This window comes from Streptomyces sp. NPDC057445 (assembly GCF_042802855.1).
In the GTDB taxonomy this organism is placed as follows: domain Bacteria; phylum Actinomycetota; class Actinomycetes; order Streptomycetales; family Streptomycetaceae; genus Streptomyces.
This window is the reverse complement of sequence record NZ_JBHVDH010000006.1, coordinates 126,080-142,055: the sequence shown is the minus strand read 5'-3', so window position 1 is coordinate 142,055 and position 15,976 is coordinate 126,080. Positions and strand designations below refer to the sequence as shown.

Below are 15,976 nucleotides of genomic sequence, written 5' to 3'. Positions count from 1 at the left end.
GACCGTTTACGGCTTGGACAAGGACCAGGACCGGGCGGTGGGGCCTGATGCCCGACCGGCTCGACCGGTGGGCTCCCGCCCTCCGCGAGGCCCGCGCGACCTGCCCGTACAACCGCTGCTGCGAAGGAACCGAAGGAACCGACATGAGTAGTACAGATCTGGCCATCGAGACGACGGGCCTGGTGAAACTGTTCGGTGAGAACCGGGCGGTCGACGGCGTCGATCTCCGGGTGCCGGCCGGCACCGTGTACGGCCTGCTCGGCCCGAACGGCGCGGGCAAGACGACCACGGTGAAGGTGCTGGCCACCCTGCTCAGGCCGGACGGCGGCGAGGCACGGATCTTCGGCCACGACGTGCTGGCGGACGCCGACGCGGTGCGCGGCCGGGTCAGCCTCACCGGGCAGTACGCCTCGGTCGACGAGGACCTGACCGGCACCGAGAATCTCCTGTTGCTCGCGCGGCTCCTCGGGCACGGCAAGGCCGCCGCCCGGGAGCGGGCCGCGCAGCTGCTGGACGCGTTCGGGCTCGCTGAGGCCGCCGAACGTCAGGTGAAGAACTACTCGGGCGGTATGCGGCGCCGTATCGACATCGCCGCCTCCATCCTCAACACCCCGGACCTGCTGTTCCTGGACGAGCCGACGACCGGTCTCGACCCGCGCAGCCGCAATCAGGTCTGGGACATCGTGCGGGCCGTCGTGTCGCAGGGCACCACGGTGCTGCTGACCACGCAGTATCTCGACGAGGCCGACCGGCTGGCGTCCCGGATCGCCGTCATCGACCACGGCAAGGTGGTCGCAGAGGGCACGAAGGGCGAGCTGAAGGCGTCCGTCGGCTCCGGCGCCGTCCATCTGCGGCTGCGCGACGCCGACCAGCGCCCGGACGCCGAGCGCGTCCTCGCCCTCGCCCTCGGCGCGGCCGTGCAGCTGGACCCGGACCCCCTCGCCCTTACGGCCAGGGTCGACGGCCACGGTACGGAGCTGGGCGCTGCCGAGCAGGCGGCGCGGGCGCTGTCCGAGCTGGCCAGGGCGGGCATCACCGTCGACAACTTCGCGCTGGGCCAGCCCAGCCTGGACGAGGTCTTCCTCGCCCTCACCGACAAGAAGGCCACCACGGTGGCGGAGACGAAGGAGACCGTGGCATGAGCACCGTCGCCACCAAGGAAACCGACGACCTCACGCTCGTCGCCCCCAAGGCCGAGGACCTGGCGGCCCTGCTCGTCGCCAGGGACCGTCCGCCGCGGCCGAGCGCCCTGTCCGCGTCGCTCACCTTCGGCTGGCGGGCCATGCTCAAGATCAAGCATGTGCCGGAGCAGCTGTTCGACGTGACCGCCTTCCCGGTCATGATGGTGCTGATGTACACGTACCTCTTCGGAGGGGCGCTGGCCGGCTCGGCCGAGGCGTACATCCAGTTCCTGCTGCCGGGCATCCTGGTGATGAGCGTCGTGATGATCACGATGTACACGGGCGTGGCGGTCAACACCGACATCGAGAAGGGTGTCTTCGACCGCTTCCGCACCCTGCCGATGTGGCGGCCCGCCCCGATGGTCGGCTATCTCCTGGGCGATCTCGTGCGGTACTTCATCGCCTCGGTGGTGATGCTGACCGTCGGCGTGATCATCGGCTACCGCCCGGACGGCGGCGTGGTGGGCATCGTGCTCGGCATCGCCCTGCTGATGGTCTTCTCCTTCGCCTTCTCCTGGATCTGGACGATGTTCGGGCTGCTGCTGCGCTCCGAGAAGTCGGTGATGGGCGTCAGCATGATGGTGATCTTCCCGCTGACCTTCCTCAGTAATGTCTTCGTCGACCCGAAGACCATGCCCGGCTGGCTCCAGGCCTTCGTCAACAACAGCCCCGTCACCCATCTCGCCACTGCCGTCAGGGAGTTGATGGGGGGCGACTGGCCGGCCGCGGACATCGGCTGGACGCTGGGCTGGTCGGCCGTCTTCGTGGCCGTCTTCGGCGCGGTCACCATGCGCCTCTACAACCGCAAGTGAGGGACGGCGGCCCGTGGCGCCGACGGGGAGTCGCGGGCCACGCGCTCCCCGGCGTCGCTCACTCCTCGCCGGTCGTGCCCCGCACCACGACCACGGGGCACGGCGCGTGGTGGGTCACATGGATTCCGACCGATCCCAGCATCGCCGCCCGGAAGCCGCTGTGGCCGCGGGCGCCGACGACCAGGAGCGAGGCGCCCTCGGCCCGGTCCAGGAGGGTCTGGGCCGCGTTGCCGACCAGGACCGTGCGGGTGACGGCGCCTGCGGCGTCGGGGCCGAGGACCCGTTCCAGGGACTCCTCCTGGATCTGCCTGGCCAGCTTCTCCGGGTCGAACTCGGTGGGCATGCCGGGCACCATCGAGGCCCAGCCCGTCGCCGGGTAGTCCCAGGTCGTGACGGCCTCGAGCGAGTCGCCGGTCAGCTGCGCCTGGCGTGCGGCCCAGCCCAGGGCTTCCAGCGAGCCGTCCGAGCCGTCCACCCCGACCACGATCCTGCCCATGTCCGCCTCCCGTTCGGTGGGATCCCCGGCCTGACGCCAACCCTACGCACACCGATCCGCTCGAGCCCGACTCGGCGGAGCCTGGTCCAGCGGCCCTGGTCCAGCGGCCCTGACTCGGTCGAGCCTGACTCAGTCGAGCCCGAGATCCGCGAGCTGCCGCTCGAAAGCCACGACCCCTTCCTCGTCGAACCCGTCGTACCCGTCGTCGTTGCTCCCTTCCGGCCCGCGGGCCGGTCGGGCGGCCATCAGCCCGGCCAGCTCGCTGCCGGCCCTCCGGATCCGGGCGGGGAGGCCTTCGGTGTACTCGTCGCCGCCCGAGCCCCAGTCCTCCGAGGCCGCGTACACGGCGGTCGGTACGACCAGGGCCCGCAGATAGGCGAACAGCGGGCGCAGTGCGTGGTCGAGGACGAGCGAGTGGCGGGCGGTGCCGCCGGTCGCCGCGATCAGCACCGGCTTGCCGGTCAGCGCCTGCGGGTCGAGCAGGTCGAAGAACGACTTGAACAGCCCGCTGTACGAGGCCGTGAAGACCGGTGTCACCGCGATGATGCCGTCCGCCCCCGTCACCGCGTCGACCGCGGCGGCCAGCGAGGGCGGCGGAAAGCCGGTGACCAGGTTGTTGGCGATGGGTACGGCGAGGTCGCGCAGTTCGACGACCTGGACCTCGACCTTGCGGTCCTGCTCGGCGAGTTCGCCCTGCACCGCCTCGGCCAGCCGGTCGGCGAGGAGCCGGGTGGAGGAGGGGCTGCTCAGTCCTGCCGATACGGCGACGAGCTTCAGCTGCTCCATGGTCAGGCCTCCTTGTCGGTGGTGCGGCGGGCGGTGACGGCGGGGTGGAGCGGTGCGTCCGGGACCCCGGCGGGCCGCAGGTTCGCGAACTCCTTGCGCAGGACGGGCACGACTTCCTCGCCGAGGAGGTCGAGCTGCTCCAGCACGGTCTTCAGCGGCAGGCCCGCGTGGTCCATCAGGAACAGCTGGCGCTGGTAGTCGCCGACGGACTCACGGAAGGACAGCGTCCGCTCGATGACCTGCTGCGGGGAGCCGACGGTCAGCGGCGTCTGCTCGGTGAAGTCCTCCAGGGACGGGCCGTGCCCGTAGACCGGCGCGTTGTCGAAGTACGGGCGGAACTCCCTGACGGCCTCCTGCGAGTTCTTCCGCATGAACACCTGTCCGCCGAGACCCACGACGGCCTGCTCGGGGGTGCCGTGCCCGTAGTGCGCGTACCGCTTCCGGTACAGCTCGACCATGCGCCTGGTGTGCTCCGCGGGCCAGAAGATGTTGTTGTGGAAGAAGCCGTCGCCGTAGTACGCGGCCTGCTCGGCGATCTCCGGCGAGCGGATGGAGCCGTGCCAGACGAACGGCGGGACGCCGTCCAGGGGTCGCGGGGTGGAGGTGAAGCCCTGCAGCGGCGTGCGGAACTTGCCCTCCCAGTCCACGACGTCCTCCCTCCACAGCTTGTGGAGAAGGGCGTAGTTCTCGATGGCGAGCGGGATGCCCTGGCGGATGTCCTGCCCGAACCACGGATAGACCGGTCCGGTGTTGCCGCGGCCCATCATCAGGTCGACGCGGCCGTCGGCGAGGTGCTGCAGCATCGCGTAGTCCTCGGCGATCTTCACCGGGTCGTTGGTGGTGATCAGCGTCGTGGACGTGGACAGGATCAGGTTCTCGGTGCGCGCGGCGATGTGGCCCAGCATCGTGGTCGGCGAGGACGGCACGAACGGCGGGTTGTGGTGCTCGCCGGTCGCGAAGACGTCGAGCCCGACCTCCTCGGCCTTCAGCGCGATCGCGACCATCGCCTTGATCCGCTCGTGCTCGGTCGGGGTGCGGCCGTCGGTCGGGTCGGTGGTGAGGTCACCGACGGTGAAGATCCCGAACTGCATCGCGCTCGCCTCCAGGGTTCCAGTTGGTTGAATCTTAAACTGTCACCTGGAACGGACGCCGCCCCGCATCTATTCCGCCCGACACGAGACTGATCGTCCGCCGTGGTCCGGCGATGCATGTCCGCTGATCGGCCGGGCGCCGGGGGCGACCGTCTGTGTGCGCGCGTACGCCCGGAAGTGATCGCCCCGGGGGTGACGTCTCCCGGCGGGGAGGTGGGAACGCGCGTGCGGAGTGGGGAACAGTAAAGTTCCGGCCGTGAGCTCCGACCCCCGCCCGACCCGGCCCCCCGTCACCGTTGCCGGGATCGGCGCCGACGGCTGGAAGGGGCTCCCTGAAGCGACCAGGACCGCCCTGCGCGACGCCGACGTCCTCATCGGCGGCGAGCGCCAGCTCGACCTTCTGCCCGGGGAGTGCCGGGGCGAACGCGTGCCCTGGCCGTCCCCGCTGCGGCCCGCCGTGCCGGGACTGCTCGCCGCGCACGCGGGGCGGCGGGTGGCCGTCCTCGCGAGCGGCGACCCCATGTTCTACGGGATCGGCCGGGCCCTGGCGGAGGAGCTCGGCGTGGAAGCCCTGCGCGTGCTGCCGCATCCGTCGTCCGTGTCGTACGCCTGCGCCCGCCTCGGCTGGCCGCTGGAGGACACCGGGACCGTGACCCTGGTGGGCAGGCCCCTGGCCTCGCTCGGGGCCGCGCTGCACGACGGGCGGCGGCTGCTGGTGCTGAGCGCGGGCGCGGCGACCCCCGGCGAGGTGGCAGGGCTGCTGCGGGAGCGCGGATACGGGCCGAGCCGGATGCATGTGCTGGAACAGCTGGGTTCGGAGCGGGAGGCCCATGTCACGGGCACCGCGGACGGGTGGGAGCACCCGCCGGGCGACCCGCTCAATCTCGTCGCCGTCGAGTGCGTACGCGCGCAGGACGCGCTGCGGCTGGCCGCCGTGCCCGGCCTGCCGGACGAGGCGTACGAGAACGACGGCCAGCTCACCAAGCGCCACGTCCGCGCCGCGACGCTCGCGGCGCTCGCGCCCGCGCCCGGGGAGCTGCTGTGGGACATCGGCGGGGGATCGGGTTCGATCGCGATCGAGTGGATGCGTACGCACCGCTCGTGCCGCGCGATCACGGTCGAGCGGGACGCGGTACGGGCGCAGCGCATCGCCGGAAACGCGGAGGCGCTCGGCGTGCCCGGGCTGCGGGTCGTCGGCGGCGCCGCGCCGGCCGCCCTGGCCGGGCTCCCCGTACCCGACGCGGTGTTCATCGGCGGCGGGCTCACCGCGTCCGGCCTGCTGGATGCCTGCTGGGCCGCCCTCCCGGCCGGCGGACGGCTCGTCGCCAACACGGTGACGCTGGAGTCCGAGGCGCTGCTGGCCGAGCGGTACCGCCGTCACGGGGGCGAGCTGGTCCGGCTCGCGGTGGCGCACGCCGTTCCGGTCGGCGCCTTCACCGGCTGGCGCCAGGCGATGCCCGTCACCCAATGGTCCGTCACCAAGCCAGGAGAAGATCCCTCATGACCGTCCACTTCATCGGTGCCGGGCCCGGCGCGGCCGACCTGATCACGGTCCGGGGTGCGCGGACGCTCGCCTCGTGCCAGGTCTGTCTGTACGCGGGCTCACTCGTCCCGCGCGAACTGCTGGCCGAGTGCCCGCCGGACGCACGCCTCGTCGACACGGCCCGGCTCGACCTGGACCGGATCGTCGCAGAAATGGTCCGCGCCCATGAGGAGGGCCACGACGTGGCCCGGCTGCACTCCGGCGATCCCTCGGTCTTCAGCGCCGTCGCGGAACAGATGCGGCGGCTGGACGCGGTGGGCATCCCCTACGAGGTCGTGCCCGGGGTGCCCGCGTTCGCGGCGGCCGCGGCGGCGCTGAAGCGTGAGCTGACCGTCCCGACGGTCGGCCAGACGGTCATCCTGACGCGCATCGCCCAGCAGGCGACGCCCATGCCGCCCGGCGAGGACCTGGCCACCCTGGGCCGCAGCGGCGCGTTGCTCGTACTGCACCTCGCGGCCCGCTATGTCGACCGTGTCGTCGGTGAGCTGCTGCCGCACTACGGCGCCGACTGCCCGGCAGCGGTCGTCGCCATGGCCAGCCGCCCGGACGAGGTGGTGCTGCGGGGCACGCTGGACGACATCGCCGGGCAGACGAAGGCGGCGGGCATCACCAGGACGGCGGTGATCATCGTCGGCCGCACCCTGGCGGCGTCGCAGTTCCGGGACAGCCACCTCTACGACCCGGCGCGCGAGCGCCACGTCTGCTGACGGGGTGCCCCTGGTCCGGAGCGGGGCACCTCACACCCGCGCCGCCACCCAGGCCACCGCCTCCTCCGCGGTCTCCGCCACCGGCACCCCCTCCGGTGCCGGCGGTCGGCGGACGACCACCACCGGGATGCCGGCCTCGCGGGCCGCGGCCAGTTTCGGGGCGGTCGCGGCGGCGCCGCTGTCCTTGGTCACCAGCACGTCGACCCGGTGGCGGCGCAGCAGTTCCCGTTCGCCGTCCAGGGTGAAGGGGCCCCGGTCCAGGACGGTCTCCATACGGGGCGGGTGCGGCGGCTCCGGTCCGTCCACCGAGCGGACCAGGAACCACAGCTCGTCGAGGTGGGCGAAGGCCGCGAGGCCCATGCGGCCCGTGGTCAGGAAGACCCGGCTGCCGAGCCCGGGAAGGGCACGCGACGCCTCCTCCAAGGAGTCGACCAGGTGCCAGTCGTCGCCCGGTGAGGGGGCCCACCCGGGACGCCGCAGCGCCAGCAGAGGAACATGGGCGAGGTCCGCGGCGTGCGCCGCGTTGAAACTGATCGTCCCGGCGAAAGGATGGGTGGCGTCGATGAGCACGTCCACGTGCTGCCCGCGCAGCCACTCGGCGAGGCCCTCCGCCCCGCCGAAGCCCCCGATGCGCACCTCGCCGCCGCGCGGCAGCCTCGGGGCGGCGACCCGGCCGGCGAGCGACGTCGTCACCCGGTACCCGCGCGCGTGCAGCGCCTCGGCGAGCGTACGGGCCTCGGTCGTACCGCCGAGGACGAGGATGTGCATGGGGGGCCTTCCATGAGCGAGGCCGTCGGTGGACGTGCCGCCCAACTGAAGCACACGGGCCTGCGCCCCGGGTGGACGACCGGCGCCTGCGCGACCGCGGCGACGACCGCCGCGTACACCGCACTGCTCACCGGGGAGTTCCCCGACCCCGTGACGATCACACTGCCGAAGGGCCAGACCCCGGCCTTCGCACTGGCCGCGGAGGAACTGTCGGACGACCACGCCATGGCCGGGGTCGTGAAGGACGCGGGCGACGACCCGGACGTCACCCACGGCGCGCTGGTCCGTGCCACGGTACGGATCCTGCCGCCCGGCTCCGGCGTCGTCTTCCGTGCCGGGCCCGGCGTCGGCACGGTCACCCGTCCCGGGCTGCCGCTGGACGTGGGCGAGCCCGCGATCAACCCCGTTCCGCGCCGGATGATGAGCGACCACATCGCGCAGGTCGCCGGGCGCCACCGGGGCACCGGCGATGTCGAGATCACCGTCTCCGTCGACCACGGCGAGGAGATCGCCCGTTCCACGTGGAACCCGCGCCTCGGGATCCTGGGCGGGCTGTCCATCCTGGGCACGACCGGGGTCGTGGTCCCGTACTCCTGCTCGGCGTGGATCGACTCGATCCGCCGTGGCGTGGACGTGGCCCGTGCGGCGGGCCGTACGCATCTCGCGGGCTGTACGGGCTCGACGTCCGAGAAGACCGTCGTCTCGCTCTACGACCTCCCCGAGGACGCGCTGCTCGACATGGGCGACTTCGCGGGCGCCGTCCTCAAGTACGTACGCCGGCATCCGGTGGAGCGCCTCACCGTCTGCGGCGGCTTCGCCAAGCTCTCGAAGCTCGCCGCCGGACATCTGGATCTGCACTCCGCCAGGTCCCAGGTGGACAAGGGCTTCCTGGCGGAGCTGGCGCGCGAGGGCGGCGCCGACGAGGACCTGGCGGCCCGGGTGGCGTCCGCCAACACCGGCCTCGACGCCCTCCAGTTGTGCGCCGCCCGTGGTGTACCCCTGGGCGATCTGGTGGCCGCGACCGCCCGTGACCAGGCCCTCGGAGTACTCAGGGGAGCGCCGGTCACGGTGGACGTGGTGTGCATCGACCGCGCGGGGACGGTGGTGGGCCGTTCGTCCGCGAAGGGGCCGCGGGACTGACCGGGTGTCAGGGAAGGTTCCCTGGCCCGGCTGAATCTCAGCGGCAGCGGGGGACCTCCCGGGCCCGGCCCGGGGTCTCCCGGACCGGGCGGGCAGTCCCTACCCGGGGTACGTGCGCGGGGTCCAGACGATCTGCTCGCCCGAGCCCCGCACGACCGTGCGCGTCTGCGAGGACCCGACCAGCAGCAGCGTCCTCATGTCGACCACCGCCGGGTCGAGTTCGGCGAGGCGGACGATCCGTACGCTCTCCTCAGGGCCGCCCACGTCCCGGGCCACGACCACGGGCGTGTCCGGCGCGCGGTGCCCCAGCAGCAGCTCGCGGGCCTTGGCCACCTGCCAGGTGCGGCTGCGCGAACCCGGGTTGTAGAGGGCCAGTACGAGATCGGCGGCGGCCGCCGCCGCCAGGCGTTCGGCGATGACCTCCCACGGCTTGAGCCGGTCGGAGAGCGAGATCGTCGCGTAGTCATGGCCCAGCGGCGCACCGGCGCGGGCCGCCGCCGCGTTCGCCGCGGTCACGCCGGGCAGGACGCGCACGGGCACGTCCGCGTAGATCTCCTGGGACGCGACGTCCAGCACCGCCGTGGCCATCGCGAAGACTCCCGGGTCGCCGCCGGAGACGACGGCCACGCGACGCCCGCGCCGTGCGAGGTCCAGCGCGAACTCGGCGCGCTCCGACTCCACTTTGTTGTCGGAGCCGTGGCGGAGCTGGCCCGGGCGAACCGGCACCCGGTCCAGGTAGGTGGTGTAGCCGACCAGGTCGTCGGCGGCGGCGAGGGCCCCGCGCGTCTCCGGTGTCAGCCACAGCGGCCCGGCAGGTCCGGTGCCCACGACGACGACCTCGCCCTCGGGGCGGCCGGCCGGCGGCACCTCGTCGACACGGCTCGGCAGCACCGCCACCGAGAAGTACGGCACCGTTTCCGGGTCCACGTCGGCCAGCCGGTCCGTGCGCTCGCCCTCCATCGTGGCCCGCTCCACGTACCGCGCGTCGTCCAGCCGTCCCGCGCGTTCCAGCGCACGGCGGACGGCGGGGAACGTACGCCCCAGCTTCATCACCACCGCCGAGTCGGTGGCGGCGAGACGAGCCGTCAGCTCCTCCTCCGGCAGTGTGCCCGGAATGATCGTCAGCACCTCCTCGGCCTCGCACAGCGGCTCTCCGAGGCGTGCGGCGGCCGCGCTCACCGAGGTGACCCCGGGGATCACCTCGGTCGGATAGCGGTGGGCCAGCCGCTTGTGCATGTGCTGGTACGAGCCGTAGAAGAGCGGATCGCCCTCCGCCAGCACGGCCACGGTCCGCCCCGCGTCGAGATGCGCCGCGAGCCGCTCCGCGGCCTCCTCGTAGAAGTCGTTGAGCGCGCCCCGGTAGCCGCCGGGGTGGTCCGTCGTCTCGACCGTGATCGGGTACATCAGCCGCTCTTCGATGTGGTCGGAGCGCAGATGCTTCGCCACGATGGAGCGCGCGATGGAACGGCCGTGCCGGGCGCTGTGGTACGCCACGACGTCCGCCTCCGCGATGACCTCGACCGCCCGCAGGGTCATCAGGGACGGGTCGCCGGGACCGAGTCCCACTCCGTACAGTCGGCCGGCCTGCTGCGTGCTCACTCTGCCTCACTCGCTATCGCGTTGATCGCTGCCGCGGCCATGGCGCTGCCGCCCCGCCGCCCACGTACCACCAGGTGCTCGACGCCGCTGCCGTGTGCGGCGAGCGCGTCCTTGGACTCGGCGGCGCCTATGAAGCCCACCGGGATGCCGATGACGGCCGCCGGGCGGGGCGCGCCCTCCTCGATCATCTCCAGGAGGCGGAAGAGCGCGGTGGGCGCGTTGCCGACGGCGACGACCGCGCCGTCGAGGCGGTCGCGCCACAGTTCCAGTGCGGCGGCGCTGCGGGTGGTGCCCAGGTCGGCGGCGAGCGCCGGTACGGACGGGTCGGAGAGCGTGCAGATCACGTCGTTGTCCGCGGGCAGCCGCTTGCGCGTGACGCCGCTCGCGACCATCTGCGCGTCGCACAGGATCGGCGCGCCCGCGCGCAGCGCCGCGCGGGCACGGGACACCACGGCGGGCGAGTACGCAAGATCGCGGACGAGGTCGACCATGCCGCAGGCGTGGATCATCCGCACCGCGACCTGGCTGATGTCGGCCGGAAGCGCGGCGAGGTCGGCCTCTGCGCGGATGGTGGCAAAGGACTGGCGGTAGATCTCCGCGCCGTCCTTCTCGTAGTCGAACACTCTGCTCCTGCTCATTTCGTCGTCGTGCGGGTTCGGACGGTGGCGATGGTGTCGGCGAGCTGCGCGCGCGACGGTACGGGTACGGCGGCGCCGTGCACGGTCACCCGGTACGCGCCGTCCGCGGTGGCCACGACGTCCACGTACTCCCCCTGCGGACGACCGCACCGCCGCTCGCAGCCCGACCAGTACACGGGCAGCCCGCCCCGGCCCGGTGTCGCGTCGGCCCGTACGTCGGCCAGGGACTTGGCGCACCCGGGCCGGCCGGTGCAGGCGCCGACGCCGTACCAGGGGGAGTCAGGGCCGGTGATCAGCCCCGCGTCGTCGAGCTGCGTGAGCCGCGTCCCGGCCGCCGCCCGGTCCGCGAAGCCGGGCACGACGACCCCGCGCCAGGGGGTGAGGCGTACGTCGCCCTCGGGCGCGGGAAGCAGCGCGCGCGCCTGCGCCGCCGTGAGCCGCCCGAGCGGGGCGGCGACGGAAAGGGCCCAGGCGGCGGGGCCTTGAACGATCCCGGGCGGCGGACCGGCCCGATGTGTGCCCGGCAGCGGCGGACGGGCAGCGCTGTCGGCAGTCGTTCGCCCTACGGGTTCGATGCCCGCACCCCGCAGATACGCGTCCACCGCCATGTCCTGCCCGGCGGGTAGCTCCCGTACCCGCCACGCCCCGGTGCCCGCCGCCTCTGCCGCGGCGAGGAACGCCTCTGCGGCCGCGACGGCCGCCCGCGGGGCGTCGGCGGCGCGGACGGGAAAGGTCCCCGGTCCGATCCGTACGACGGCGGTACCGCCCGGCTCTGCGAGCAAGGTCACATCCGCGCCCAGACCCGCCACATCGCCCCGCCCGTCGTCCAGGGCGAACAGGAAGCGGCCGGAGAGTCCCGCCGCCCGCTCGCTCGCGCACAGCAGCTCGTCCAGCTCCCGCGCCCACAACTGCACGTCGGCGCAGCCGAGTCCGTCGAGTCCGGCGAGAGGCGAGGCCATGACGTTGCGCACCCGCTCATGGGTGTCGGAGGGGAGCAGCCCGGCCTCCCGGAGCAGCGCCGCGAGCCGTGCCCCGCATCCCTCGCCGAGGCCGCGCAGCTCCACGTTCCCACGGGAGGTGATGCTCAGCGCACCGTCGCCCAGCCGCTCCGCCGCGTCGACCAGCACAGATACCTGATGAGTCGTCAAAGTGCCCGCAGGCAGGCGGAGTCGGGCCAGGTGCCCGTCGTCCGCCGCATGCAGCCGCAGTGCGCCGGGGCAGGCGTCGTCCCGGTCCCGTATGCGAGGTTCGCCCGGGTCCGGGGGTGTTGTCGGTGTGGGCGGCATGGCGGCGAGCATACCGACGTCCTTCCAGGTGGCCGCCCTGCAGCCGGGCGGCAGCCTCTACTATGCAAACGGCACAGGGTCCCAGGACCCTAGGGAGGAAGCCCGGTGCGAATCCGGCGCGGTCCCGCCACTGTCAGCCAGGCCTCACCCCGAGGTCCGGTGAGCCAGGAACTCCCGCCGTCCTCACGACCACCCGGGGCGCGGACACCCCGAGGAAGGCCTGCGCACGCGATGACGCACGCGACGATCCTGCTGCTGTCGACCTCCGACACCGACCTGCTCAGCGCACGCGCGGCTGCGGGTCCGGTCGGGTACCGCTTCGCCAACCCCTCCCGCCTCCCGCTCGAGGACCTCCCCGGCCTGCTGGACGGCGCCGACCTCGTGGTCGTACGCCTCCTCGGCGGCATCCGCGCCTGGCAGGAGGGCCTCGACATCCTGCTCGCCCAGCAGAAGCCCGTCGTGGTCCTCACCGGTGAACAGGCCCCCGACGCCCAGCTGATGGAGGCGTCCACCGTCCCCATCGGCATCGCCGCAGAGGCGCACGCCTACCTCGCGCACGGCGGCCCGGACAATCTGGAACAGCTCGCCCGGTTCCTGTCCGACACGGTCCTGCTGACGGGTCACGGCTTCGAGCCCCCGGCCCCCGCGCCCACATGGGGCCACCTGGACCGCGAGGCGAGGAGCACCGACGGACCGACCGTCGCCGTGCTCTACTACCGCGCCCACCACATGAGCGGCAACACCGCGTTCGTCGGCACCCTCTGCGACGCCGTCGAGGACGCGGGCGCCCGGGCGCTCCCCCTCTACGTCGCCTCCCTGCGCGCCCCCGAGCCCGAACTCCTCGACCGGCTCCGCGGCGCCGACGCCGTCGTCACCACCGTCCTCGCCGCCGGCGGCACCCGGCCCGCAGAGGCACAGGCCGGCGGCGACGACGAGTCCTGGGACGCGGGCGCGCTCGCCGGGCTCGACGTACCTGTGCTCCAGGCCCTGTGCCTGACCGGATCGCGCAGCTCCTGGGAGGAGAACGACGAGGGACTGTCCCCGCTGGACGCCGCCAGCCAGGTCGCCGTGCCCGAGTTCGACGGGCGCCTCATCACCGTCCCGTTCTCCTTCAAGGAGATCGACGAGGACGGACTCCCGGCGTACGTCGCGGACCCCGAGCGTGCCGCCCGCGTCGCGGGGATCGCCGTGCGCCACGCCCGGCTGCGCCACATCCCGAACGCCGACAAGCGCCTCGCGCTCGTCCTGTCCGCGTACCCGACCAAGCACTCCCGGATCGGCAACGCCGTGGGCCTGGACACCCCCGCGTCCGCCGTCTCCCTCCTGCGCCGCCTGCGGTCGGAAGGCTACGACTTCGGTACGGAGGAGGTCCCGGGTCTCGAGTCCGGCGACGGCGACGAGCTGATCTACGCGCTCATCGAGGCGGGCGGCCACGACCAGGACTGGCTCACCGAGGAGCAGCTCGCCCGCAATCCGGTCCGCATCCCGGCGGCCGACTACAGGCGCTGGTACGCGACCCTGCCCGCCGAGCTGCGCGAGCACGTCGAGGAGCACTGGGGCCCGGCGCCCGGCGAGATGTTCCTGGACCGCTCCCGCAATCCCGAGGGCGACATCGTGCTCGCCGCCCTGCGCCGCGGAAACCTGGTCATCGTCATCCAGCCCCCGCGCGGCTTCGGCGAGAACCCGATCGCGATCTACCACGATCCCGATCTGCCGCCCTCCCACCACTATCTCGCCGCCTACCGCTGGATCGCGGCCCCGCAGACGACTGGGGGTACCTCCCAGGCCGAAGGCTCTGGGGGAGGCTTCGGCGCCGACGCGATGATCCACCTCGGCAAGCACGGCAACCTGGAGTGGCTGCCCGGCAAGAACGCCGGCCTGTCCGCCGCCTGCGCCCCGGACGCGGCGCTCGGCGATCTGCCGCTGATCTACCCGTTCCTGGTCAACGACCCGGGCGAGGGCACCCAGGCCAAGCGCCGTGTGCACGCCACCCTCATCGACCATCTCGTCCCGCCGATGGCCCGCGCCGACTCCTACGGCGACATCGCGCGCCTGGAGCAGCTGCTCGACGAGTACGCGCAGATCTCCTCCATGGACCCGGCGAAGCTCCCGGCCATCCGCGCCCAGATCTGGACCCTGATCCAGGCCGCGAAGCTCGACCACGACCTGGGGCTCGACGACCGCCCCGACGACGACGGCTTCGACGACTTCCTGCTCCATGTCGACGGCTGGCTGTGCGAGGTCAAGGACGCCCAGATCCGCGACGGTCTGCATGTCCTCGGCGGCGCGCCGACCGGCCCCGAGCGGGTCAACCTCGTCCTGTCGATCCTGCGTGCCCGCCAGATCTGGGGCGGCACCACCGCCCTGCCCGGGCTGCGCGAGGCCCTCGGCCTCGACGAGTCCGCCGCCACCCGCACCACCGCCGACGAGGCGGAGGCAGCGGCCCGCACCCTGGTCGAGGCGATGGAGGCCGCCGACTGGGACCCGGCCGCCGTCGCGTCCGTGGCGGAGGGACACGGGCAGGCCGTCGCCGACATCCTCGACTTCGCCGCCCGCGAGGTCGTCCCGCGCCTGTCCGCCACGACCGACGAACTCGACCACGCGGTCCACGCGCTCAATGGCGGCTTCGTCCCCGCGGGCCCCTCCGGCTCCCCCCTGCGCGGCCTCGTCAACGTCCTGCCGACCGGCCGCAACTTCTACTCCGTCGACCCCAAGGCCGTCCCCTCGCGGCTCGCCTGGGAGACCGGCCAGGCCCTCGCCGACTCGCTGCTGACCCGCTACCGCACGGACAACGGCGACTGGCCCACCTCCGTCGGCCTCTCGCTGTGGGGTACGAGCGCGATGCGCACCGCGGGCGACGACGTCGCAGAGGCGCTCGCGCTGCTCGGTGTCCGCCCGGTCTGGGACGAGGCGTCACGTCGCGTCACCGGTCTGGAGGCCGTCCCTGCCGAGGAGCTGGGCCGCCCGCGCATCGACGTCACCCTCCGTATCTCCGGCTTCTTCCGGGACGCGTTCCCGCATGTCATCGGGCTGCTCGACGACGCCGTACGGCTCGCCGCCTCGCTGGACGAGCCCGCCGACGTCAACCACGTACGGGCGCATGCCCAGGCCGATCTGGCCGAGCACGGCGACGAGCGGCGCGCCACCACCCGTATCTTCGGCTCGCGCCCGGGCACGTACGGCGCGGGTCTGCTCCAGCTGATCGACTCCCGCGACTGGCGTACCGACGCCGACCTCGCCGAGGTCTACACGGTGTGGGGCGGTTACGCCTACGGCCGCGGTCTCGAAGGCCGCCCGGCTCGCGAGGAGATGGAGACGGCGTACAAGCGGATCGCGGTCGCGGCGAAGAACACCGACACCCGCGAGCACGACATCGCCGACTCCGACGACTACTTCCAGTACCACGGAGGCATGGTCGCCACCGTCCGTGCGCTGCGCGGCACGGCCCCCGAGGCCTACATCGGCGACTCGACCCGCCCCGAGACGGTCCGCACCCGCACCCTCGTCGAGGAGACCTCCCGCGTGTTCCGCGCCCGGGTCGTCAACCCCAGGTGGATCGAGGCGATGCGCCGCCACGGCTACAAGGGCGCCTTCGAACTCGCGGCGACCGTGGACTACTTGTTCGGCTACGACGCCACCACCGGCGTCATCGCCGACTGGATGTACGACAAGCTCACGGAGACCTACGTCCTGGACCCGGAGAACCGCGAGTTCCTCCAGCAGGCCAACCCCTGGGCCCTGCACGGCATCGCCGAGCGCCTGCTGGAGGCGGAGTCGCGTGGCATGTGGGAGAAGCCCGATCCCGCGGTCATCGAGGCCCTGCGCCAGGTGTTCCTGGAGACGGAGGGCGACCTGGAGGGCGGGGACGAGTAGCTCGGGAGCCTCGCCCGTGGGGCCGGCGTCCCGTGCCAGGGACGCCGGCCCTCCGG

Annotated in this window: 13 protein-coding genes and 1 riboswitch; of the genes, 6 read left to right on the top strand and 7 right to left on the bottom strand. The window is 72.9% G+C overall.

The window, feature by feature from the left end; translation table 11 throughout:
- The first annotated feature begins 143 nt into the window (after positions 1 to 143).
- Positions 144 to 1,142, top strand: coding sequence for an ATP-binding cassette domain-containing protein (locus ACFU5O_RS16345; protein ID WP_384240673.1), 999 nt, complete (start codon positions 144 to 146; stop codon positions 1,140 to 1,142).
- Positions 1,139 to 1,993: an ABC transporter permease gene (locus ACFU5O_RS16340; RefSeq protein WP_384240671.1), complete on the top strand. Its 855-nt coding sequence runs from the start codon at positions 1,139 to 1,141 to the stop codon at positions 1,991 to 1,993. Before ACFU5O_RS16345 ends, ACFU5O_RS16340 begins: the two co-directional genes overlap by 4 nt.
- A gap of 58 nt (positions 1,994 to 2,051) precedes the next feature.
- Here ACFU5O_RS16340 and ACFU5O_RS16335 read toward each other — a convergent pair whose 3' ends face one another.
- From ACFU5O_RS16335 to ACFU5O_RS16325, 3 genes are all read right to left on the bottom strand, one after another.
- The gene (locus ACFU5O_RS16335) at positions 2,052 to 2,489 is read right to left on the bottom strand and encodes a universal stress protein (RefSeq protein ID WP_384240669.1); all 438 of its coding nucleotides are present in this window, start codon (positions 2,487 to 2,489) and stop codon (positions 2,052 to 2,054) included.
- A gap of 129 nt (positions 2,490 to 2,618) precedes the next feature.
- Positions 2,619 to 3,275: an FMN reductase gene (locus ACFU5O_RS16330; protein ID WP_384240667.1), complete on the bottom strand. Its 657-nt coding sequence runs from the start codon at positions 3,273 to 3,275 to the stop codon at positions 2,619 to 2,621.
- Positions 3,276 to 3,277: 2 nt separating this feature from the next.
- Complete coding sequence (locus tag ACFU5O_RS16325; RefSeq protein ID WP_384240665.1) at positions 3,278 to 4,366, bottom strand: LLM class flavin-dependent oxidoreductase; 1,089 nt, start codon at positions 4,364 to 4,366, stop codon at positions 3,278 to 3,280.
- A 256-nt stretch (positions 4,367 to 4,622) separates the two neighbouring features.
- Here ACFU5O_RS16325 and cbiE point away from each other — a divergent pair, with 256 nt between their 5' ends.
- Both cbiE and cobM read left to right on the top strand, forming a co-directional pair.
- Positions 4,623 to 5,870 (top strand): precorrin-6y C5,15-methyltransferase (decarboxylating) subunit CbiE, encoded by a 1,248-nt coding sequence (gene cbiE, locus ACFU5O_RS16320; RefSeq protein WP_384240663.1) that lies wholly within the window; start codon positions 4,623 to 4,625, stop codon positions 5,868 to 5,870.
- A complete protein-coding gene (gene cobM, locus ACFU5O_RS16315; protein ID WP_384240661.1) occupies positions 5,867 to 6,616 on the top strand; it encodes a precorrin-4 C(11)-methyltransferase in 750 nt (249 codons plus the stop codon). The genes cbiE and cobM overlap by 4 nt, the downstream gene beginning before the upstream one ends.
- A gap of 30 nt (positions 6,617 to 6,646) precedes the next feature.
- Here cobM and ACFU5O_RS16310 read toward each other — a convergent pair whose 3' ends face one another.
- Positions 6,647 to 7,384 (bottom strand): cobalt-precorrin-6A reductase, encoded by a 738-nt coding sequence (locus tag ACFU5O_RS16310; RefSeq protein ID WP_384240660.1) that lies wholly within the window; start codon positions 7,382 to 7,384, stop codon positions 6,647 to 6,649.
- Between the two features lie 12 nt (positions 7,385 to 7,396).
- Between ACFU5O_RS16310 and ACFU5O_RS16305 the strand changes: the two genes are divergently transcribed.
- A complete protein-coding gene (locus ACFU5O_RS16305; protein WP_384240657.1) occupies positions 7,397 to 8,524 on the top strand; it encodes a cobalt-precorrin-5B (C(1))-methyltransferase in 1,128 nt (375 codons plus the stop codon).
- Positions 8,525 to 8,623: 99 nt separating this feature from the next.
- On the opposite strand, the gene ACFU5O_RS16300 is transcribed toward ACFU5O_RS16305, so the two are convergent.
- Genes ACFU5O_RS16300 through ACFU5O_RS16290 form a run of 3 tightly spaced genes read right to left on the bottom strand, consistent with a single transcriptional unit; the run spans position 8,624 to position 12,047 of the window.
- Entirely contained in the window at positions 8,624 to 10,123 is a 1,500-nt protein-coding gene (locus tag ACFU5O_RS16300; protein ID WP_384240655.1) for a precorrin-2 C(20)-methyltransferase, read from the bottom strand.
- Positions 10,120 to 10,761: a precorrin-8X methylmutase gene (locus ACFU5O_RS16295; RefSeq protein ID WP_384240653.1), complete on the bottom strand. Its 642-nt coding sequence runs from the start codon at positions 10,759 to 10,761 to the stop codon at positions 10,120 to 10,122. The genes ACFU5O_RS16300 and ACFU5O_RS16295 overlap by 4 nt, the downstream gene beginning before the upstream one ends.
- Complete coding sequence (locus ACFU5O_RS16290; protein ID WP_384240650.1) at positions 10,758 to 12,047, bottom strand: cobalamin biosynthesis protein CobG; 1,290 nt, start codon at positions 12,045 to 12,047, stop codon at positions 10,758 to 10,760. The genes ACFU5O_RS16295 and ACFU5O_RS16290 overlap by 4 nt, the downstream gene beginning before the upstream one ends.
- A 58-nt stretch (positions 12,048 to 12,105) precedes the next feature.
- Positions 12,106 to 12,240, top strand: a riboswitch (cobalamin riboswitch).
- Positions 12,241 to 12,278: 38 nt separating this feature from the next.
- On the opposite strand from ACFU5O_RS16290, the gene cobN reads away from it, so the two are divergent.
- Positions 12,279 to 15,920 (top strand): cobaltochelatase subunit CobN, encoded by a 3,642-nt coding sequence (gene cobN, locus ACFU5O_RS16285; protein ID WP_384240648.1) that lies wholly within the window; start codon positions 12,279 to 12,281, stop codon positions 15,918 to 15,920.
- The last annotated feature ends 56 nt before the right edge of the window (positions 15,921 to 15,976 follow it).

Coding starts and splice junctions, on each gene's coding strand:
- ACFU5O_RS16310 (WP_384240660.1), bottom strand. CDS start 7,384: ATGCACATCCTCGTCCTCGGCGGTACGACCGAGGCCCGTACGCTCGCC.
- ACFU5O_RS16305 (WP_384240657.1), top strand. CDS start 7,397: ATGAGCGAGGCCGTCGGTGGACGTGCCGCCCAACTGAAGCACACGGGC.
- ACFU5O_RS16295 (WP_384240653.1), bottom strand. CDS start 10,761: ATGAGCAGGAGCAGAGTGTTCGACTACGAGAAGGACGGCGCGGAGATC.
- ACFU5O_RS16325 (WP_384240665.1), bottom strand. CDS start 4,366: ATGCAGTTCGGGATCTTCACCGTCGGTGACCTCACCACCGACCCGACC.
- ACFU5O_RS16290 (WP_384240650.1), bottom strand. CDS start 12,047: ATGCCGCCCACACCGACAACACCCCCGGACCCGGGCGAACCTCGCATA.
- cobN (WP_384240648.1), top strand. CDS start 12,279: ATGACGCACGCGACGATCCTGCTGCTGTCGACCTCCGACACCGACCTG.
- ACFU5O_RS16335 (WP_384240669.1), bottom strand. CDS start 2,489: ATGGGCAGGATCGTGGTCGGGGTGGACGGCTCGGACGGCTCGCTGGAA.
- ACFU5O_RS16340 (WP_384240671.1), top strand. CDS start 1,139: ATGAGCACCGTCGCCACCAAGGAAACCGACGACCTCACGCTCGTCGCC.
- cobM (WP_384240661.1), top strand. CDS start 5,867: ATGACCGTCCACTTCATCGGTGCCGGGCCCGGCGCGGCCGACCTGATC.
- ACFU5O_RS16330 (WP_384240667.1), bottom strand. CDS start 3,275: ATGGAGCAGCTGAAGCTCGTCGCCGTATCGGCAGGACTGAGCAGCCCC.
- ACFU5O_RS16345 (WP_384240673.1), top strand. CDS start 144: ATGAGTAGTACAGATCTGGCCATCGAGACGACGGGCCTGGTGAAACTG.